Below are 21,687 nucleotides of genomic sequence, written 5' to 3' on the forward strand. Positions count from 1 at the left end.
CCACTTCGCATCAGGGCCCTTCGGGAACGCCGAAGTGCTAGTTTCGGTACGCTTTTCTTTGCGTGCTCTTTTCCAACGCTCGCGATTTTTCCGACCCTTTGCGAATGGGGATCACGATGTCCACCTTGGACACGGACGTGGCCATCGTCGGCAACGGACCGATCGGCGCCGCCCTTTCGGTGCTGCTCGCCCAGCGCGGCCGGCGCGTGACCGTCCTCGAACGCCGCCCCAGGCCGTATCTGCTGCCGCGGGCGACCAGCTTCGACGGCGAGACCGCCCGGCTTCTCGCGGCCACCGGAATCGGGGCCGGCTTCGACCGGATCACGGAGCCTGCCAACGGCTACCAGTGGCGAACCGCGGCGGGACAGACGCTGCTGGACATCTCCTTCTCCGCGCAGGGGCGTTACGGCTGGCCGGACGCCAACACCATGCACCAGCCCGCCCTTGAGGAGCTCCTCGCGGCCAGGGCGGCGTCGCTGCCCGGCATCACGGTGCTGCGCGGGCACCGGGTCGTGGACATCAGCGAGGAAGAGGAGCGGGTGACGCTGACCGTCGAGGGCGATGACGGGGCGCCGAGCACCGTCCGCGCCCGCTGGGTCGTGGGCTGCGACGGCGCCAACAGCTTTGTCCGCGAGCACCTCGGTGTTCCGGTGACCGATCTGGGTTTCTCCTACGAGTGGCTGCTGTGCGACGTGGAGTTGCACGAGTCGCGCGCGTTCACCCCGACCAACGTCCAGATCTGCGACCCGTCCAGGCCCACGACCCTGGTGGGCAGCGGGCCTGGGCATCGCCGCTGGGAGTTCATGCGGCTGCCGGGCGAGAGCAGCGCCGAGCTGAACAGGGAGGAGACGGCCTGGCGCCTCCTCAAGCCCTTCGGCGTCACCCCGGACACGGCCACTCTGCTGCGCAGCACCACCTATATATTCCGGGCCACTTGGGCCGACGAGTGGCGGGCGGGCCGTGTGCTGCTCGCCGGTGACGCGGCGCATCTGATGCCGCCCTTCGCCGGGCAGGGCATGTGTTCCGGTATCCGGGACGTGACCAATCTGGCGTGGAAGCTGGACCTGACGCTGAGCGGCCTGGCCGACGCCTCCGTGCTGGACACGTATGGAGAGGAACGCAGGCAGCACGTGAAGGAGTCGATCCTCTCGTCCGTGCAGTTGGGCAGGGTGATCTGCGTGACGGACCCGGCGGCCGCCGCCGAGCGGGATGCCACGGTCCTCGCGAGCCGGCGCGGCCGCACCGGGCCGGCGGAACCGGAGCCGGCGAAGCCGCTGTCGGAAGGGCTGCTGCGTCGCCCGGGCGCGGACCCGGCCGGTGCGGTGGTGCCGCAGGGGCGGGTGAGCGTGCAGGGCAGCACCGGCCTGTTCGACGATGTAGTCGGGCGCGGCTTCGTACTGCTCACCACCGATGACCCACGCCCCGCGCTCGGCGCGGACAGGTCGTCCTTCCTCCGTGCTCTCTCATGCCATGTGGTGCGCCTGTTGCCGCCCGGCGCGGCCGAGGACACCGGGCAGGATCTGACGGATGTCATCGACGTGGACGGCTTGTACCGGGCGTATCTGGCCGAGCACGACGCGACCGCCGTGCTCGTGCGGCCGGACTACCACGTCTTCGGCGCCGCGAAGGGTGCGGAGGACCTCGCCGCGCTGATCGACGAACTGCGGGGCCGACTGGGCGCGTCCGCGCCGACCGGTGCGGTGAGCCGGGCGGCCTGACGGTCAGGGCCGGATCAGACGGGCGAGCTCGACCGCTCCCCGCAACGAGGACAGCGCCCCCAACGAGGCAGGCTCGACCCGGAGTTGTGGCTGTCCGGGGCGGGCCAGCCGGTCGAGCTCCGCGGACACCAGGGTGTCCAGGCCCGGGATGCCGATCGCGAAGCCGCCACCGAGCAGCAGGAGTTGCGGATGGACCAGCTCCTGGACGCTCACCGCGGCGGCGGCCAGGGCCCGGCAGGTGCGCCGGAGCGCGGCGACCGCCCAGGGCTGTCCGTCGCACCAGGCCTGCCGCAGTGCGTCGAAGTCGACGTCACTCCCCCGCAGCCGGGCCGCGTGGCGCAGGGTGGCCGGGCCCGAGGCGATCGCCTGAAGGCATCCCCGGCGTCCGCAGACGCACTGCGGGCCGTCCAGTTCGACGACCGTGTGCCCGATCTCGAAGGAGCCGCGGCCGAGACCCGGGCACAGTTCGCCTCCCATGACGAGGCCGCCGCCGATGCCCGTGCCGACCCCCATGTACAGCAGGTCGTCGCAGCCGGCGAGCCGAGCCTCGGCGAGGGCGCCGAGGTCGCCGTCGTCCGCCCAGGCGACGGCCGCGTCGGGGAACAGGGGGCGCAGTGCGGCGCCCAGGTCCGTGCCGGTCCACTCGGGCCGGCTCGGCCAGGCGGTGATCCGCTCGTCCGCTCCGACGGTCGCGGGCATCGCGACGCCCACTGCCCGGAGGGACGTACCCAATCCTTCGCGCAACTCGCCTATGTGATGCGCGAGTTGGGCGATGTCACGGTCGGCGCTGTGCCGCGGGTGCCAGGTGAAGACGGTCTCGTGCACGCACCGCGTGTCGGCCGCCTCCACCCGCAGGGCGACCTTGGTGCCCCCGATGTCGACACCGAGATGATGTGCCGTCTCCATTGCGATCAGTCGATCGTCAGTCGCCGGGGCACGGACGGACACAGGGACAGGAGGTCGCCGGGGCGGCGCAGGACGACGGCCGGCTCGGCGGCGAGCAGTTCGGCGGGGTCGGACAGCGCCCACAGCGCGCCGACCGAGGTCACGCCGGCGCCGTGGGCACTGGCGATGTCGGTCGGTGCGTCGCCGACCATGACGGCCTGCTCGGGCGGAACGCCCATCAGGTCGAGGGCGTACTCCACGATGTCCGGGGCCGGCTTCGGGCGGGCGACCTCGTCGGAGCCGATCACATGGTCGAAGAAGGGCAGCAACCCCAACTGGTCGAGCAGGGAGCGCGCCCGTGACCCGCCCTTCCCGGTGGCCACGGCGAGCTTGAGCCGCCGCACCCGCAAGGTCACGAGCAGCTCCACGATGCCGTCGAAGACCGGCACCTGGGGCGCGAGCCGGTAGCTCTCGCGGACGAAGGGCTCCTCCATCTCCAGGGGCAGGTTCATGATCCGCATGATGTCCGGGAAGTACCGGCCCAGATGGTGCCGGTACTCGTCGAACGGCGCCGGACCGTCGCCGACGACCTCCTTGTACGCGATGGCGAACGCCTCTTGCATCACCGCGAAACTGTCGACGAGGACCCCGTCCAGATCGAAGATCACGGCACGTCTGACCGACCGGGGCGCGTGCAGTGCCGTCACCGGCCGTACTGTCCCCGGTGCTGCGGCACGTTCCCGGACGTCGGTCCGTTCTGTTGAAACTGGCGATTTCACCGGCTTCTTCACCTCCTACTGATGGGCGGGAACGGCAGATTGCTCGTGCGTGGAACGGGCCGACGCGTAGAAGTCCTCGATCACACCGACCGTCGTACGGGCCTCCCTGATCGCTCTGCCGCGATGGCCCGGGTCGGCCAGGATTCCGGCCAGGCCGTCCAGCTGCCGCCGGTACTCGTGGCCGATGGGCTCGTCCGGCACCGGCAGGGAGGTGGTGGTGCCCTCGCGGGTCAGCGTCAGCTCCGCCTGAGGGTGGCGGTTGGGGCTGAAGCCGAAGGTGCATCTCAGCTCGGCGGTTCCGGCGCTGCCCACCACCTGGATGCTGGTCACGTCCCGTGCCTCGTGCGACGCCCAGCTGGCGCGCAGGGAGACCGAGACTCCGTCGTCGCGGACGAAGAAGCCGCGCGCGCAGTCCTCGACGTCACCGGCGGCTGTGGCGGCGGGCTCGTCCTCCCGCCAGGCCGCGCTCCAATCGCCGGCGCCCACGAAGTCGTTCGAGGTCACACCGACGACCTCGGTGAAGCGTGCCGGGCCGAGCAAGGACGCGAGCGTGTCGAGCAGATGCCAGCCGAGGTCGAAGAGGACACCGCCGCCGGCCTTGCTGCGCTGTGTGAACCAGCCTCCCGCCCGCGGTATGCCGCGCGCCCGCACCCAGGCCAGGTCGACATGGCGGATACGGCCCAACTCCGGCACGAGACCCGCCAGGGCGCCCACGTCGCCCCGGTGCGGGGCGGCGCTGCCGGCGAGGAGCATGGCCCCGCCCGCGTGTTCGGCGGCGGCCAGGGTGTCGGCCTCGTCGGAGGTCAGGCACACCGGCTTCTCCAGGAAGACGGAGATGCCCTTGCGGAGCAGACCTGCGGCGACCTCGGCATGCAGATGGTTGGGGACGGCGACGACGGCGAGGTCGACCGTGCGGGTGTTCAGCGCGTCCACCGTCGGATGCACGGGTATGCCGGGCGCCGCGTCGAGTGCGGCCCGCGCCTCCGGCGCGGGGTCGACCACGCCCACCAGGTCGAAGTCGGCGTGTTCGGTCAGCAGGGGGAGCCAGAGCTCCCGCCCCGCCCAGCCGAGCCCGACGACAGCTGTCCTGACGCTCATACGGCGGCCACAGCGTCCGCGACGGTCTCGGCCGTACGGTGCATGTCCTGCTCGGTGGCGAGCAGCACGCGGTGGTGCAGCCAGACGCAGTCCTCACTGATGGCCTCCGTGTGGGGGCAGCGCTCGGCGATCTGGTCCGGGGTCTCGTCGGGGGCGCCCATCTCCCAGAAGGCGTCGGTGCGGTAGATCGCACGGAAGCCCGCGAACGCCGGCACACCGGCCGCCACGAGCCTGTCGACCAGGGCGTTGCGGCCCGCCTCCCCGATGCCGGGCACGCGGAACATCGCCATGTAGTGCGACGGGAAGTCGGTGCGCGCGTCACCGCGCTGCGGGACGACGCCGTCGATCGCCTCGAGCAGCGGGGACAGCGCGGCCCAGCTCTGCTGACGCGTCGTTATCTGCTGTTCCAGACGGCCGAGTTGGGCCCGCAGGACGGCCGCCGAGAACTCGTTGAGCCGCAGGTTGGAGCCGGCGATCTGGTGCATGTAGCGGCGGTCGGTGCGCGGTCGCCCGCAGCTGTGCCGCAGGAACGCCGTCTCGTACATCTCCGTGTCCGGGAAGAGGACGGCGCCGCCCTCGCCCGCGGTCATCAGCTTGCCGTTCTGGAAGCTGAACGCGGCCACCGAGCCGAGCTCGCCGACGCGCTTGCCCTGCCAGCGGGCGGCGTGGGCGTGGGCGGCGTCCTGGAGCAGGGGGACGCCCGTGTCGGCGGAGAGCTTGGCCAGCGCGTCCATGTCGGCCAGGAAGCCCGCCATGTGCACGGGCATGATGACCCGGGTGCGCGGCGTCACGGCTGCCGCGGCCGCCGCCACGTCGATGCTGTACGTCTGCGGGTCGACGTCCACGGGGACCGCCACCGCGCCGAGCCGCTGGGCCGCCTGCGACGAGGAGATGAAGGTGAAGGCCGGGACGATGACCTCGGACCCCGGGCCGACTCCCATGCACTGCAAGGCGAGTTCCAGCGCGTGGGTGCCGTTGGTGACGGCGAGCGCGTGGGGCGCACCATGGAATTCGGCGAACTCCCGCTCGAAGGTGTCGACTTCGTTTCCGCCCATCCGCCACCACTGGCCCTGCTCAAGGGCGCGGATGAGACCTTCCCGCTCGTTTGTGTCGTACTGCGGCCACTGGGGGAATTCCGGCGCCTGTCGCACGTTCATGATTCTCCAAGTAATGGGAAGTGACTCGATCCAGGGCACAGAACAGCTCAACAACAGGTCCAAACTAAGTTCCTGGCAACGCTGTCGCATCCCTAGATCCGGTAGTGGGCGGCGGAGTTCACCGCAAATCGAAGAAGGCCCTATAGGAATTCAGTTGTCCCTCGAGCATGTGAATGCCGTGATGGATGCGGAGCCCCCGTGCGGCGGCCTCCCGCAGAAGCCGGGTCTCTCGGGGTTTCATGATGATGTCGGCCACCAGGGCGCCCGGCGGCAGAGCGTCCAGCGGGAACGGCAGTGCGTCGTCCGGGCGCAGCCCGAGCGGTGTGGCGTTGACCGCGAGGTCGACGCCTTGCAGCTGCGGTCCGCTCAGCGTCTGCACCCGGCCCGGCCACTGCGCGTCGAGTCGGGCGGCCAGCGCGGTGAGCTTCGCGGTGTCCGTGTCGTACACGCAGAGCCGGTCGACTCCGGCCGCAAGGAGCGCGGCGGCGATGGCGCTGCCCGCACCGCCCACCCCGACGAGCGCCGCCCGGCTGCCTCCGGGCTCATGCCCGGCAGCGAGCAGACCGGCCACGAAGCCGAAGCCGTCGAAGTTCTCCGCGAGCCAGCTGCCGTCGGCCTCGCGGCGCAGGACGTTCGCGCTGCCGACGATGTCCACGGTCGTGGCGCACCGGTCGGCGAGGCGGCGGACGGCCACCTTGTGCGGAACGGTGACGAACATGCCGTCGAGGTTCGCCACGCGCTGAAGGCCGCGCACGATCTGCTCCAGGTGCTGGGGCGGGGCGTGCACGGGGACGACCACCGCGTCGATGCCCAGCCCGGCGAGGACCGGGTTCATCAACGCGGGCGCCTGGACCTGGGCGACGGGGTCCCCGAGGACGGCGTACAGCCGGGTGGTGCCCTGGATGGGCCCGACGGGTGGTGGTGCGGTCATCGCAGCCCCGCTTTCCGGGCCGTGACGCTGTCCGCCGCCGACTCGGCGACGGCAAGGGCGAGTTCCTGTGCCTGGTCCGCGTTGAGGCGGGGGTCGCAGGCCGTGCGGTAGCGGGCGGGCAGGTCGGACTCGGTGATTCCCGCGGCGCCTCCGACGCATTCCGTGACGTGGTCGCCGGTCACCTCGACGTGAATGCCGCCGGGGTGGGTGCCGAGCCGCCGGTGCACTTCGAAGAAGCCGGCGATCTCGTCGGCTATCGCGGTGAGTTGGCGGGTCTTGTAGCCGTTCGCCGACGTGTAGGTGTTGCCGTGCATCGGATCGCACTGCCAGATCACCTGGTGGCCGGAGGCGGAGACCTTCTCCACGATCGGCGGCAGCACGTCCCGGACGCGGGTGTGCCCCATACGGCTGATCAGGGTGAGCCGCCCGGGTTCGGCGTGCGGGTCGAGCCGGCGCACATACTCGACGGCCTGTTCCGGGGTCGTACCCGGGCCGATCTTGAGGCCGATGGGATTGGCCAGCAGTTCCGCGAACGCGATGTGCGCGCCGTCGAGTTGACGGGTGCGCTCGCCGATCCACAGGAAGTGCCCGAGCCCGCTGGACAGACGGGGCTCGGGCCCGCTGTCGTCCACCCACAGTGAGGACTGTTCGTAGTCGAGCACCAGCGCCTCATGGCTGACGTAGAGGTCGCCGGTGACCGCCGCCCGCGCCTCGGTCGGGCCGCTGCCCCCGAGCCGGCGGATCAGCGCCATCGCGTCCACGGCTCCGGCGTGGGCGCGCAGCATCCGGCCGGGATCGGGGGTGCGGGCCGCCGGCGTGGGCTCGGCGGAGTTGACCATGTCGCCGCGGTAGGCGGGCAGCCCGGATGCGTCAACGGCCTGGGAGCGGGGTTTGGCGTACTGCCCGGCCATCCGGGCGACCGTGACGACGGGCAGGCGGGTACGGCGGGTGAGCACGTCGGCCATCCGCGCCAGCGTCCGCAGATTTGCGAGCCGGTGGGCCTCGGTGTTCTCGGCGAAGGACTCGGCGCAGTCGCCGCCCTGGAGGAGGAAGGCCTCGCCGCGTGCGACCGCGGCGAGTTCCTCGCTCAGTTGTGCCGTCTCGGCCGGTCGGACGATCGGCTCGGCGCAGCGCAGCAGCGCGACCACGTCCTCGGCCCGTTCCGGGTCCGGCCAGATCGGCTGCTGCGCGGCCGGCCGGGCCAGTGCGTCCGCCAGCCTGCCCGCGAGGAGGCGGCCGACCGGTCGAGTGGCGTCGGCCGGTCCGCCGGGGTCGGCCGGCCACTGGAGTAACTCCCTCATGGCCGCGCCATGTCGGTCGTGTCGACGAGTTCGGCCAGGGGCGCTCGGGGCATGCCGTCCAGGACGCGCGCGACCACCTCGTGCGGCACGTCGTCGACCAGTTCCGCGCCTTTCGGCCCGTCGAGGACGAACGCGAGTCCGCTGATCGCCTTCTTGTCGTGCCGCATCAGCCGTATCAGGTCCGCGAGTGCGGTCTCTTCGGGCAGGGCGGCGGGCAGTCCGTAGTACTCGACGATGTCCTGGTGCTCCGCCACCCGCGCCTGGTCGATACGGCCGAGGGCACCGGCGAGCCGGCCCGCGAAGACCGTGCCGATGGCCACCGCCTCACCGTGGCGCAGGGCGAAATTGCTGGCCTTCTCCAGCGCATGGCCCAGTGTGTGGCCGTAGTTGAGGATGTGCCGTTTGCCGGTGTCCCGCTCGTCGGCTTCCACGATGCGGGCCTTGAGGGTCACGCTGGCGGCGATCTGGTCGGGCAGCGGGAGTCCGCGCAGGTCAGCCGCGCCGATGAAGTGGCAGCGGGCGATCTCGCCGTAGCCGTTGAGCAGCTCCCGCCGGGGCAGGGTGGACAGGTAGTCCGTGTCGCACAGGACCGCGCTCGGCTGCCAGTACGCGCCGACCAGGTTCTTGCCGGCCGGCAGGTTCACCGCCGTCTTCCCGCCGACGCTGGCGTCCACCTGGGCCAGCAGTGACGTGGGCAGATGCACCACGGCCACGCCCCGGTGGTAGAGGGCGGCGGCGAGACCGACCACGTCGGTGGTCGTCCCGCCGCCGCAGGAGACGACGACGTCGGACCTGGTGAGCCCGAAGCGTACGAACTCCCCGCACAGCGTCTCCACCGTGGTGAGGGTCTTGTCCTGCTCGCCGTCCCGGGCCGGCAGCAGCAGGGTCTCCACCCCGGTGTCGGGCACCCATTCCTCCGGGCGGGCCGACACCACGACGGCCCGTCTGGCGCCCAGCCGTAGGACGACCTCGGCGAGCGACGTACGCACCCCGGGGCCGATGAGGACGTCGTACGAATGATCTCCGATGCGGAGCGGAATGGATGCCATGACGTCGCTACCGGCCCGCCGTCACCTTGCGGACCCGCGACTCGGACCGCTCCTTGCGGTCGAGCTCGTCCAGATGCGGGTAGGACGGGCAGCCGTAGACCCGCTGGAACGGCTCGAACGTGTCCCACTCCTTGCGGCGCCGCATCTCCTGGGCCACCGAGTTGTGCTCGCTCCAGAAGTCGCCGCCGATCAGCCGGATGAGGTACCTCTCCAGGGTGTCCCGGTCGGTGGAGCGGGCTGCGTCGGCGGCCATGGCGACCAGTTCGCCGTCGTAGTAGGCGTGGATGAGCCGGATGTAGGTGTCGTATCCGGTCTTGAAGTAGTTGGAGTACCGCTCGATGAGGCGTTCCTCCGCCGACGGGTCGGCCAGTGCCTCCCCGAGCGTCTCGGCCGCCCGGACGGCGGTGGCCGTCGCCACCAGGACGCCGCCGGAGAACATGGGGTCACCGAAGCAGCCGGCGTCCCCGACCATCAGCCAGCCCGGCCCGGTGACCGTGTCCGCGTGGTAGCAGTAGTCGGTCTCGATCTTGAGGTCCATGGAGGGCTGGGTCCCGGTCAGGCGCGCGGTGATCCGCGGGATCCTGGACACGTGCTCCTCGAACACCTTCTCCGGTGTCGAGGCACGCAGTACGTCGCGCGGCATGACCGTGCCCACGCTGATGCTGTCCTTGGACAGCGGGATCGCCCAGACCCAGCCGTTGTCGTGGGCGCCGACCTGGATGTCGCCCTCGACACCGAGGTTGTGGCGCTCGTCGAGCCCGGTGTAGTGCCGGAACACCCCGACCATACGGAGCTTCTCGAGGGTCTTGCGCAGCCCGAACCTGTGGGCGATCTTCCCCGTCCTGCCGCTGGCGTCGACCACATAGGTGGACCGCACCTCGTGCGACTCGCCGTCGCGCTCGTAGCGGACGCCGACCATCCGGTCACCGTCCATGAGCAACTCGCTCACGCTCGCGCCGAAGAGGACCTTCGCCCCGGCGGCCTCGGCCTGCTCGGCGAGCATCCGGTCGAACTTGGCCCGCTCGACCTGGAACGCGTTGGTGTGCCGGCCCTCGCCCTGCTTGGTGAAGTCCGCGCGGAAGACGCCCTCGAAGAACTTCTTCTCGGTCGGGTCGATGAACTCGCCGCCGAACTTGCGCACATAGCCCTGTGCTTCGACCGCCTCGCGCAGGCCTATCCGCTCGAACAGGCCCATCATGTACGGCAGCAGGGACTCGCCGATGTGAAATCGGAGGTTCATCTCCTTTTCCAGGAGCACCACCGAATGCCCCTGCTTGGCGAGCACAAAGGCGCTGACCGCACCGGCCGGCCCTCCGCCGATCACGACCACATCGGCTGTTTCCTTCGCCATCGTTTTCCCTTTCTGGTGACGGGTTTGGGGGTGAGGATGCTCGGGGTGTTCAGGGCACGGTCAGGTGAATGTGCCGGACAGCATGTGGGAGACGAGCTGCTCGTGCTCGCCGTCGTCCGTGATGGTGCGTATCTCCTCGCGACCGTCACGGACCGTCAGATGCCGGCGTCCTTTCAGGACGACCTGACCGTTCTCGAATGTCCGGCCGCACAGGATCTTCTGGCCGTTCTGCGGCCCGGTGTCCGCCGCGATCTCCCGGACGAGGAAGCGCTCCAGGTGCTTCCAGTCGCTCCACTCCCGGGATTTCATCGTGAAGGTGTAGACGACACTCCACCGGGTGATCCTTCCGCGGCGCTGTAGAGCGATCCTGGAACCGCGGTCGACCAGGCGGTACTGGCATCCGTACTGGTTCTGCACCGTGTCGGAGATCAGCAGCGGCTCGATGTAGGAGGGGCCGGGGTAGCCGACGTCCACGAGCCACTCGTCGCCGTCCAGGGCGACGCGGTTGAGCATGTGCTCCACTTCGAGCCCGGAGGCCTCCCAGCCCTCTGCGGTGCTGGCCGCCATCAGCGTGACGTCGTAGCCCAGTTCCGTCAGCAGCCGGGAGAACAGCCGGTTCAGCTGGAAGCACGTGCCGCCCCGCCCTTGGACGACGCTCGTCTCGAACGTGGCGTCCTCGTCGAGGTCGACGAGTTGCACCCCGTCACTGAAATCCTGGGTGGCGCCGTTGTACGGAATTGCCATGAGGTGGTTCTTGTGCAGCCTCCGCAGCGTCGCGATGTCCACACCGGTTTCTCCGGCACAGCCGATCCGCTTGAGATATTCGTCCACGTCGAACACATTCATCACCTTCTTTCACACGGAGATCGCTACGGGCTGCGCTGCCTCTTCGCCGCACATCAACTCGTGCAAATGCCCGGCGAGCATTCCTGCCGTCGGATAGTCGAAGACGACACTGGGCGCGAGCTTCTTCTCGGTTGTGGTGCGAAGCCGATTGCGCAGTTCAAGGGCGGTGAGGGAATCGAAGCCGACCTCGAACAGGCCCTGGTCCGCGTCGATCTGATACGTGGCGCTGTGGCCCAGCACCGCGGCCACCTGAGCCCGCACCACGTCGAGCAGCACCTGCGCCTGCTCGACGGCGGCGAGCCCGGCCAGCCGCTCGGACAGCGTCGGCCCCTGGTCGGCAGCACTCGCCGCGTTCGCCAGCTGCCGGCCCGTGCGGACCAGACCCCGCAGCATGTGCGGCACTCCCCCGCCCGCCGCGGCCTGAGCGCGCAGCGACTGGAGATCCAGCCTGGCCGGCACCAGCTGCGCCTGTCCGGACCCCACCGCGGCGTCGAACAGTTCCATGCCCTCCGTCGGCGTGATCGCCTGGAGGCCGCCGCGCCGGTTCATCCGGGACCGGGTGAGATCGTCGGTGTTGGCCGCCATGCCACTGGTCTGCTCCCACAGACCCCAGGCCAGCGAGAGCCCGGGCAGACCCGCGGCGCGGCGATGAGCCATCAGCCCGTCCAGGAAGGCATTCGCCGCCGCGTAACTCCCGCTGCCCGCACCCATGAACACGGCCGACACCGAGGAGTAGACGACAAACGCATCCAGAGCCAGGCCGCGAGTGAGCTCGTCGAGATGACGTACGGCATCCACCTTCGGCGCGAACACCCGCGCCAGGCGCTCGGGGGTCAGCGCCCCGATGACACCGTCATCGGTCACGCCCGCCGTGTGCACCACAGCGCGCAAGTCGCCGGACACCGAAGCAAGCAGCCCCTCGACCTGCGCCCGGTCGGACACATCGCAGGCCACGACGGAGACCGCCGCGCCATGCTCCGTGAGTTCGGCGACCAGCTCCTGGACACCCTCGGCGTCCGGGCCGCGACGGCTGGCCAGCACAAGGTGGCGTACGCCGTGCCGGGTGACCAGATGCCGGGCGACCAAGCCGCCCAACGACCCGGCACCGGAGACCAGTACAGTCCCCTCCGGCCCGAACACCGCGGGTGCGTCAGGGACTTGAGCGGCGGAACGGGTCAGTCGGGGTACGCAGAGAGTCGCGCCGCGCGCCGCGACCTGCGGCTCGCCACCGGCCAGCACCGCGCCCAGCACGGGCACCACACCGTCACCGGCGGCCGGGTCCGTGTCGACCAGGACGATCCGGTCCGGGTTCTCGGCCTGCGCGGCGCGCACCAGACCCCACACGGCCGCGCCGGCCGGATCCGTCACCACACCGTCGACGGCCGGCACCGCACCGCGGGTCGCCACCACAAGCCGGGACTCCTCCAGGCCGGGCCCGTCGAGCCAGCACTGCACGACCTCGAGGACTCGGCTGGTCAGCGCCAGCACGGCGTCCTCACCCTCATCTCCGATGGCCTCCAGGACTGCCACAGCCGGGGTTTCGGCGCCCGATGCCACGTCGTCGGCCAGGGTCGCCACCTCTTCCGCGGTGGCCACCGGCACCCATGACGGCGAGCGCTCCGCCCCCTGAACCGGCGGCAGTTCGGTCCACTCGACGCGGAACAGCGAGTCGGCGCGCGCCGTGTCCGCCGCCGTCTCCAACTGCTCGGCGGAGACAACGCGGGACACCAGCGAGTCCATCGTCACGACCAGGGCACCGGCCTGGTCCGCCGCCGCCAGGGACAGCGCGTCCGGCCCGCTCGGTGCCATCCGCACCCGCAGCGCCGAGGCCCCCGCGGCATGCAGCACCAGCCCGTTCCACGCGAACGGCAACCGCAGCTCCGGCCCGCCCGGTCCGGCCGCGACGCCACCGCCGGAAGCGACAGCCCCCGCGATCTGCAACAGCGGCGAGTGCAGGGCCGCGTCGAGGAGCGCGGGGTGAATGCCGAACCCTGCGCCCTCCTTACGGTGTTCCTCGGGCAGGGCGACCTCGGCGAACATCTCCTCGCCGCGCCGCCACAGCGCACGCACGCCCTGGAACGCCGGGCCGTAGCCGTATCCCACCTGCGTGAGCAGGTCGTAGCCACCGCCGATGTCCACCGGCTGCGCGCCGGGCGGCGGCCAGGCGGCGAAGTCGAACGCGCCCGCGCCGCCGACCGGTTGCACCGTGGCGGCCAGCATGCCGGTAGCGTGCCGCGTCCAGGCGTCCGCACCGCTTTGACCAGCGGCGTCCTCGCGCCGCGAGTACACGTCCACGCTGCGCGAGCCGTCTCCGGTCGGTCCGCCCAGGGCGACCTGTACGCGCACGCCGCCCTGCTCGGGCACCACCAACGGCGCCTCGATCACCAGCTCTTCCAGTACGCCGCAACCGGCTTCGTCACCGGCCCGGACCGCCAGTTCGACCAGTCCGGTACCCGGGACGAGCACCACACCGCCGACCCTGTGATCGGCGAGCCAGGGGTGCGCCTTCAGCGACAGGCGCGAGGTGAACACCAGCCCGTCGGAGTGCGGCAACTCCACCACGGCACCGAGGAGCGGGTGATCGGCTCCCGCGAGTCCGAGGGAGGTCGCGTCCGTGGCGGTCCCGGTGGACTGGAGCCAGTAGTGCTCGTGATCGAAGGCGTACGTCGGCAGGGCCACGCCGGCCGACTCGGCACCGGCAGGCAGTACGCCGGTCCAGTCCACGGGTACCCCACGGACGAAGAGTTCGGCCATCGAGGTCAGCAGGCGACGCAGGCCGCCTTCCTGACGACGTAGCGAACCGGTCACTACGGCACCCGTGGCGTCGTCGACGATCTCGGTGATCGGCTGGACCAGTACCGGGTGCGAACTGACCTCCACGAACACGCCGTGACCCTGGCTGAGGAGGTCGGCCACCGCGGGGCCGAAGCCGACCTGGCCGCGGAGGTTGCGGTACCAGTAGTCGCCGTTCAGGACGCCGGCGTCGTGTATCCATTCGCCGGTGACGGTGGAGTAGAAGGGCACCACCGGCGCCTGGGCATTGATGCCGTCCAGCTTCTCGGCGAGAGTGCCGCGGATGTCCTCCACGTGCCGGGTGTGCGAGGCGTAGTCCACGGCGACGCGACGCACCCGAACACCGTCGTTCGAGAGTGCTTCGAGCGCCTCGTCCAGCGCCTCGGCGTCACCGGCGATCACCACCGAGGACGGCCCGTTGACCGCCGCGACCTCGACCCGATCCGCCCACCGCTCCAGCCTGGTGACTGCCTCGTCCTCGCTCAGCGCGACCGAGGCCATGCCACCACGCCCGGCCAACTGCGAAGCAATCGCCTGACTCCGCAACGCCACCACCCGCGCGGCGTCTTCGAGGGACAGCGCACCGGACACACACGCGGCCGCGATCTCACCCTGCGAGTGACCGAGCACCGCATCCGGCAGCACACCCACCGAAGACCACACCGCCGCCAAGCCGACCATCACCGCAAAGCTGGCAGGCTGAACGACATCCACCCGCTCCAGCTCGGCATCACCGCGCAACACATCGACCAGCGACCAGTCGATCCACGGCTCCAGAGCCGCCGCACACTGCGCAATCCGCTCCGCGAACACCGGCGACGAATCAAGCAACTCCCGGCCCATACCCGCCCATTGCGAGCCCTGGCCCGGGAACACCCACACCACCTTGCCCGGCGCACCCGAACTGTTCACCTTGCCGGTGACCAGACCAGCCGGGCTCTCACCGCGGGCGAGCGCGTTCAGCCCGGCGAGCGCCTCGTCCTCCGAGTCGGCCACCACCACCGCACGCTCACTCAACAGCGCCCGGCCGGACACCAACGCCCCGGCCACCGAGGCAAGGGGCGCCTTCCCGCCTTCAACGAATCCCGCAAGTCGACCGGCCTGCCCCGCCAGCGAACCGGCACTGCGAGCCGACACCACCAACGGCACCACACCACCGGGCACCGGCGACTGCGGCACCTCGTCCTCCGGCGCCTCCTCCAGAATCAGATGCGCATTCGTCCCACTGATCCCGAACGAGGAGACCCCGGCCCGGCGCGGATGCCCGTTGCGCGGCCACTCACGCGCCTCGGTCAGTAGCTCCACCGCGCCCATGGACCAGTCCACTTGAGACGTGGGGGCGTCCACGTGCAGCGTGGGCGGCATCGTGCTGTGACGCAGCGCCTGCACCATCTTGATCACACTTGCGACGCCTGCGGCGGCCTGCGTGTGCCCGATGTTCGACTTCAACGACCCCAGCCACAGGGGCTGTTCGCGGTCCCGGCCATACGTCGCCAGCAGCGCCTGGGCCTCGATCGGATCGCCCAGAGCCGTCCCCGTCCCGTGGCCCTCCACGACGTCCACGTCCGCCGGGGTGAGCCCCGCGCTGGCCAGTGACTTGCGGATCACGCGCTGCTGCGAGGGACCATTCGGGGCCGTAAGGCCGTTGGACGCGCCGTCCTGGTTCACCGCACTGCCCCGCAGCACCGCCAGCACCTGGTGCCCGCGCTCCCTCGCCACCGACAGGCGCTCCAGTACGACCAGACCCACACCCTCGGCCCAGCCCGTACCGTCGGCGCCGTCGGCGTATGCCTTGCAGCGGCCGTCGCCTGCCAGGCCCCGCTGCCGGGAGAACTCCACAAAGCTGACGGGGGTCGCCATCACCGTCACGCCGCCGGCGAGCGCCATCGAGCACTCGCCCTGCCGCAGCGCCTGCGCGGCCAGGTGCATCGCCACCAGCGACGACGAGCACGCCGTGTCCACGGTGACCGCCGGGCCCTCGAAGCCGAAGACGTACGACACCCGGCCCGAGGCAACACTCGACGCGGTGCCCGTGCTTGCGAACCCCTCCAGTTCCGGTGCGGCCACTCCGGCCCCGTACCCCTGGCTGGACACCCCGGAGAACACGCCGACGTCTGTGCCCTTCAACGACGTCGGGTCGACGCCGGCGCTCTCCATGGCCTCCCAGGAGGTCTCCAGGAGGAGGCGCTGCTGCGGGTCCATCGCCAGCGCCTCACGCGGCGAGATACCGAAGAACCCGGCGTCGAAGCGCCCTGCTCCCTGTACGAAGCCGCCCTGGGCGACGTAGGACGTTCCCGTGCTGTCCGGGTCCGGGTCGAACAGGCCCTCCAGGTCCCAGCCCCGGTCATCGGGGAAGTCGGACATGCCCTCGCGGCCCTCGCGCACCATCCGCCACAGGTCCTCGGGGCCCATCACCCCACCGGGCAGCCGGCACGACATCCCCACGATCGCGATCGGCTCGTCGGGATCCGCGACAGCGGCCGCGGTCGCGGCTGATGTGTCGGTCGCCGCCGTGTCCCCGAACTCCTCGCGCAGATAGCCGGCGAGGGCCTGCGGGGTGGGGTAGTCGAAGATCAGCGTGGCGGGGAGTTTCAGACCGGTCGCCTCACGCAGCCGGTTGCGCAGTTCCACCGAGGTGAGCGAGTCGAATCCGGCTTCGTTGAACGCGGTGTCCGGCCGGACGCTTTCGGGTCCGCTGTGGCCGAGTACGACCGCGGCCTGAGCCCGCACCAGATCGAGGAGCAGAGCCGCTTGTTCGGCCTCGGCGAGCCCGGTGAGCCGGCGGGGCAGGTCGGTGTCCTTGCCGGCTGCGGCCCGAGCCTGCTGCCGTCCGGCCGGTACGAGGCCGCGCAGCAGATGCGGGACCGCGGCACCGGTCGCCGCGCCGGCCCGCGCACCGCGCAGATCCATCTTGATCGGCACCAACAGCGACTGTCCGGACACGAGCGCGGTGTCGAACAGCTCCAGTCCCTCGGTCGCCGTGATCGCCAGGACACCGCCACGGTTCGCCCGCGCCTGGTCGACGTCGCCCAGGTGAGCGGTCATTCCGGCGTTCTGCTCCCACAGTCCCCAGGCCAGGGACAGCCCGGGCAGGCCCGCCGCACGTCGGTCGGCCATCAGACCGTCCAGGAAGGCGTTGGCCGCCGCGTAGTTGCCCTGGCCTGCCGACCCGAACACGCCCGAGGCGGACGAGAACACGACGAACGCGTCCAGGTCCAGGCCACGGGTCAGTTCGTCGAGGTGGCGTACCGCGTCGACCTTGGGCGCGAAGACCTTTGCCAGGCGCTCGGGGGTCAGCGCCCCGATCACTCCGTCGTCCAGGACGCCCGCCGTGTGCACCACACCCCGCAGGTCCGGCAGCGAGGCCAGCAGGGCCTGTACCTGGTCGCGCTCGGAGACATCGCAGGCCACGACCGAGACGGCCGCGCCCTGCTCGGTGAGTTCGGCGACCAACTCCTGCGCACCCTCGGCATCCGGCCCACGCCGACTGACCAGCACGAGATTTCGTACACCGTGTCCGGTGACCAGGTGCCGTGCCACCAGGGCACCGAGCGATCCGGTACCACCCGTGATGAGAACCGTCCCCTCCGGGCCGAACGCCGCGTCGGCGTCCCAGACCTGACCGGAGACACGAGCGAGCCTCGGCGCCGACAACGTCGCACCACGCACCGCGACCTGCGGCTCACCACCCGCCAGCACCGCACCCAACACCGGCACCACACCGTCACCGGCGGCCGGATCCATATCGATCAGGATGATCCGGTCCGCGTTCTCCGCCTGCGCCGCACGCACCAGACCCCACACCGCCGCCCCAGCCGGATCCGACACCACACCATCACCGGCGGGCACCGCACCCCGAGTCGCCACCACAAGCCGGGACTCCTCAAGACCGTCCGCAGCCAGCCACCCCTGCACCACTCCCAACACCCGAGACGTCAAGGCCAGTACGGTGCCCTCACCGCCAACCGCCTCCAAGACCCCCACCCCCGGAGCCTCCAGGGCCGCCACCTCATCCGCCGTGGCAACCGGCACCCACGAGGGCTCCACCCCCAGCACCGGAGGCAACCCGATCCAGTCCACCTGGAACAACGAATCGACGGCCGCCGTCTCCGCGCTCGTGCGAAGCTGCTCGGCGGACACCGGCCGGGACACCAGGGAATCCAGTGTCACGACGAGGCCGCCGGTCGCGTCGGCTGCCTCCAGCGACACGGCACCGGGTCCGCCGGGCGTCAGGCGGATCCGCAGTGCGGAGGCGCCCGCGGCGTGCAGCACGAGGCCGTTCCACGCGAACGGCAGTACCGGCTGCCCGGGATCCTCCCCCGCTGTGTCCGCCTCGGCGCCGAACATCCCGGCGTGCAGGGCGGCGTCGAGGAGCGCCGGGTGGATGCCGAAGCTGTCGGCACTCTCCCGCTGTTCCTCGGGCAGGGCGACCTCGGCGAAGACCTCCTCGCCGCGCCGCCACACCGCACGCAGGCCCTGGAACGCCGGGCCGTAGCCGTAGCCGCGCTCGACCAAGTCGCCGTAGAAGTCGCCGACCTCGATCTGCTGCGCGCCTGGCGGCGGCCAGGCGGCGAAGTCGAACTCCCCCGCGCGGGTCGCGGGCGACGCCGACAGGAGACCCGTGGCGTGGCGCGTCCAGGCCTCGTCCTCGCGCTGGGAGTAGATCTCCACGGTGCGCGAAGCCTGGTCAGTGGGCCCGCCCACGGCGACCTGAACTCGTACGCCACCCTGCTCGGGCACCACCAACGGCGCCTCGATCACCAGCTCTTCCAGCACCCCGCAACCGGCCTCGTCACCGGCACGCACCGCCAGCTCCACGAGCCCCGTTCCCGGGACGAGCACCACACCGCCCACGGCGTGATCTGCGAGCCAGGGGTGCGACTTCAGCGAGAGACGCGAGGTGAACAACAGCCCGTCGGAGTGCGGCAGTTGCACCACCGCACCGAGCAGCGGGTGATCGGCCGCAACCTGTCCCAGCGAGGTCGCGTCGGTGACGGCCTGTGCCGTACGGAGCCAGTACTGCTGGTGATCGAAGGCGTACGTCGGCAGATCCACGCCGGTACCGGCAGACGGCAGCACGCCGGTCCAGTCCACGGGGACACCGCGCACGAACAGCTCGGCCATCGAGGCCATCAGGGTCCGCTCTTCCGGGCGGCCGTCGCGCAGTGCCGCCACGCAGGTCACCTCGGCGCCCGCGGCGGTGGCTGTCTCCTCGACGAGTCCGGTGAGGGCCGCACCCGGGCCCAGTTCCACGAAGAGCGTGGCGCCGTACTCGACAGCGGCCGCGATCCCGTCGGCGAACCGCACCGGCCGCCGGACATGGCCGGCCCAGTACTCCGGGTCGGTGAGTTCGTCGGGTCCGGCGAGGCGCCCGGTCACGTTCGAGATCACCGGAATCGCCGGTGACTGCCATTCCACCTCGGTCAGTTCCGCGGCGAAGTCGGTCAGCATCGGTTCCATCCGCAGCGAGTGGAACGCGTGCGAGACCACGAGGCGCTTCGTCTTGTGTCCCCGCTCCCGCATCCGGTCGGCTGCCGCAAGGACCGCGTCCTCGTCGCCCGAGAGCACCACGGAGGACGGGCCGTTGACGGCCGCGACCTCCACGCCCTCGCCGAGCAGGTCTGCGACTTCCGACTCACCGGCGGCCACCGCGACCATCGCGCCGCCCTGCGGCAGGGCCTGCATCAGCCGGCCCCGGGCCGCGACAAGGCGCGCCGCGTCCCGCAGCGACAGCACACCGGCCGCGTGAGCTGCGGCGATCTCGCCGATCGAGTGTCCGATGACCGCGTCCGGCCGTACGCCCCAGGACTCCACGAGCCGGAACAGCGCGGTCTCCACGGCAAACAGGCCGGCCTGCGTGAACACCGTCTGGTTCAGCAGTTCGGGGCTGCTCGCCACGGTGCCGAGAATCACGTCCCGCACCGGGTGGTCCACCCATCCGGCGAGACAGGCGTCGAGCTGCTCGCACGCCTCGTCCAGGGCCCGGGCGAACACCGGGTGCTGGTCGTACAGTTCCCGGCCCATCTTCTCGCGCTGCGAGCCCTGACCCGGGAACACCCAGACGACCTTGCCGGGTCCGCCCGAGCCGACCGCCCTGCCGGTCACCACACCGGCCGTGCGCTCACCCCGTGCCAGCGCCCCGAGTCCGGCCAGGGCCTCCTGGTCCGAACCGGCCAGGACCACCGCGCGCTCGGGCAGCAGCGCCCGCTCCGTAAGCAGTGCGTCGGCCACGTGCGGCAGGGGCGCCCGGTCGGCTCCCTCGATGAACGTCGCAAGCCGGCCTGCCTGCCCCGCCAGCGAGCCCTCGCTCCGCGCCGACACCACCAACGGCACCACACCAGCGGACACTTGTGGCTGTTGTACCTCCGCGGCAGGCGTCTCCTCCGCTTCGGGCGCCTCCTCCAGGATCAGATGCACGTTCGTCCCGCTGATGCCGAACGAGGAGACTCCGGCGCGGCGCTGGTGACCGTTCCGCGGCCATTCCCTGGCCTCGTTCAGCAACTCGATCGCGCCCGCGGACCAGTCGACCTCGGTCGACGGCACCTCTGCGTGCAGCGTCGGGGGCATGATGTGGTTCCGCAGCGCCTGCACCATCTTGATGACGCTGGCCACGCCCGCGGCGGCCTGTGTGTGCCCGATGTTCGACTTCAACGAGCCCAGCCACAGCGGCTTTTCCGGGTCCCGGCCCTGTCCGTACGTCGCCAGGAGTGCCTGTGCCTCGATCGGGTCGCCCAGGGCCGTACCGGTCCCGTGTCCCTCCACGACGTCCACATCCGCAGCGACCAGTCCGGCGCCGGCCAGCGCTTTGCGGATCACTCGCTGCTGCGACGGACCGTTCGGGGCGGTGAGGCCGTTGGACGCGCCGTCCTGGTTCACCGCGCTGCCCCGGATGACCGCGAGGACCCGGTGCCCACGCTCCAGTGCCTCCGAGAGCCGCTCGAGGACCAGCACGCCCGCGCCCTCGGCCAGGCCCATGCCGTCCGCGCCGTCGCCGTACGCCTTGCAGCGGCCGTCGGAGGCCATGCCCTGCTGCCGGGAGAACACGACGAAGGTGCCGGGTGTCGCCATCACCATCGCGCCGCCTGCCAGCGCCAGCGAGCAGTCCCCCTGCCGCAGGGCCTGCGCCGCCAGGTGAATGGCGACGAGGGAGGAGGAGCAGGCCGTGTCCACGGACACCGCCGGGCCTTCGAAGCCGAAGACGTACGACACCCGGCCCGACGCCACACTCGATGCCACGCCCGTGCCGGTGAAGCTCTCCAGCTCCGGGGCGACACCGCCGGCGCCGGAGCCGTAGCCCTGGCTGGACACCCCGGAGAACACGCCGACGTCGGTGCCCTTCAGCGACACCGGGTCGATGCCCGCCTGCTCCAGGGCTTCCCAGGAGGTCTCCAGGAGGAGGCGCTGCTGCGGGTCCATCGCCAGCGCCTCACGCGGCGAGATGCCGAAGAACCCGGGGTCGAACAGGCCGGCCCCTTGCAGGAAGCCGCCCTGGTCGGTGTAGGAGGTGCCGGGGTTGTCGGGGTCCGGGTCGAACAGGCCGTCCAGCTCCCAGCCCCGGTCGTCGGGGAACCCCGACACGGCGTCCCGGCCCTCTCGGACCAATCGCCACAGATCCTCGGGGCCCGCCACACCGCCCGGCAGCCGGCACGCCATGCCCACGATCGCTATCGGCTCACCGGCGTGCGACGAGCCCTGCTTCCGAAGGTTGTGCAATTCCGTGGTGACGCGCTTGAGGTATTTGAGGAGTTTTTCGTCCGTGGCCATTCTTCAGTCCTCACA

At 71.0% G+C, this 21,687-nt stretch carries 11 protein-coding genes; 1 reads left to right on the forward strand and 10 read right to left on the reverse strand.

Annotated elements, in window-relative coordinates:
* The first annotated feature begins 116 nt into the window (after positions 1-116).
* Positions 117-1,718, forward strand: a complete 1,602-nt coding sequence (locus ACIHFB_RS01535) for a bifunctional 3-(3-hydroxy-phenyl)propionate/3-hydroxycinnamic acid hydroxylase (protein WP_400124878.1) — start codon at positions 117-119, stop codon at positions 1,716-1,718.
* Between the two features lie 3 nt (positions 1,719-1,721).
* On the opposite strand, the gene ACIHFB_RS01540 is transcribed toward ACIHFB_RS01535, so the two are convergent.
* The 10 genes from ACIHFB_RS01540 to ACIHFB_RS01585 form a co-directional block, all read right to left on the reverse strand.
* On the reverse strand, positions 1,722-2,624 hold the full coding sequence (locus ACIHFB_RS01540; protein ID WP_400124879.1) for an ROK family protein: 903 nt from the start codon (positions 2,622-2,624) through the stop codon (positions 1,722-1,724).
* Between the two features lie 5 nt (positions 2,625-2,629).
* Positions 2,630-3,310 carry an HAD-IA family hydrolase gene (locus ACIHFB_RS01545; RefSeq protein ID WP_365282331.1) on the reverse strand — a complete coding sequence of 227 codons (681 nt, stop codon included), beginning with the start codon at positions 3,308-3,310 and terminating at the stop codon, positions 2,630-2,632.
* Between the two features lie 87 nt (positions 3,311-3,397).
* Positions 3,398-4,480, reverse strand: a complete 1,083-nt coding sequence (locus ACIHFB_RS01550) for a Gfo/Idh/MocA family oxidoreductase (protein ID WP_365282332.1) — start codon at positions 4,478-4,480, stop codon at positions 3,398-3,400.
* The gene (locus ACIHFB_RS01555) at positions 4,477-5,637 is read right to left on the reverse strand and encodes a DegT/DnrJ/EryC1/StrS family aminotransferase (RefSeq protein ID WP_400124880.1); all 1,161 of its coding nucleotides are present in this window, start codon (positions 5,635-5,637) and stop codon (positions 4,477-4,479) included. Before ACIHFB_RS01555 ends, ACIHFB_RS01550 begins: the two co-directional genes overlap by 4 nt.
* Positions 5,638-5,755: 118 nt before the next feature.
* A complete protein-coding gene (locus tag ACIHFB_RS01560; protein WP_400124881.1) occupies positions 5,756-6,568 on the reverse strand; it encodes a shikimate dehydrogenase family protein in 813 nt (270 codons plus the stop codon).
* Positions 6,565-7,869 carry a 3-deoxy-7-phosphoheptulonate synthase gene (locus ACIHFB_RS01565; protein ID WP_400124882.1) on the reverse strand — a complete coding sequence of 435 codons (1,305 nt, stop codon included), beginning with the start codon at positions 7,867-7,869 and terminating at the stop codon, positions 6,565-6,567. The genes ACIHFB_RS01560 and ACIHFB_RS01565 overlap by 4 nt, the downstream gene beginning before the upstream one ends.
* Positions 7,866-8,918, reverse strand: coding sequence for a 3-dehydroquinate synthase family protein (locus tag ACIHFB_RS01570; RefSeq protein ID WP_400124883.1), 1,053 nt, complete (start codon positions 8,916-8,918; stop codon positions 7,866-7,868). The genes ACIHFB_RS01565 and ACIHFB_RS01570 overlap by 4 nt, the downstream gene beginning before the upstream one ends.
* A gap of 7 nt (positions 8,919-8,925) precedes the next feature.
* Entirely contained in the window at positions 8,926-10,269 is a 1,344-nt protein-coding gene (locus ACIHFB_RS01575; protein ID WP_365282337.1) for an NAD(P)/FAD-dependent oxidoreductase, read from the reverse strand.
* A 60-nt stretch (positions 10,270-10,329) separates the two neighbouring features.
* Entirely contained in the window at positions 10,330-11,109 is a 780-nt protein-coding gene (locus ACIHFB_RS01580; protein ID WP_365282338.1) for an arylamine N-acetyltransferase, read from the reverse strand.
* Between the two features lie 15 nt (positions 11,110-11,124).
* The gene (locus ACIHFB_RS01585; RefSeq protein WP_400124884.1) at positions 11,125-21,672 is read right to left on the reverse strand and encodes a type I polyketide synthase; all 10,548 of its coding nucleotides are present in this window, start codon (positions 21,670-21,672) and stop codon (positions 11,125-11,127) included.
* Between the last annotated feature and the right edge of the window lie 15 nt (positions 21,673-21,687).

The sequence above is a fragment of the Streptomyces sp. NPDC051963 genome, from assembly GCF_044593495.1.
In the GTDB taxonomy this organism is placed as follows: domain Bacteria; phylum Actinomycetota; class Actinomycetes; order Streptomycetales; family Streptomycetaceae; genus Streptomyces.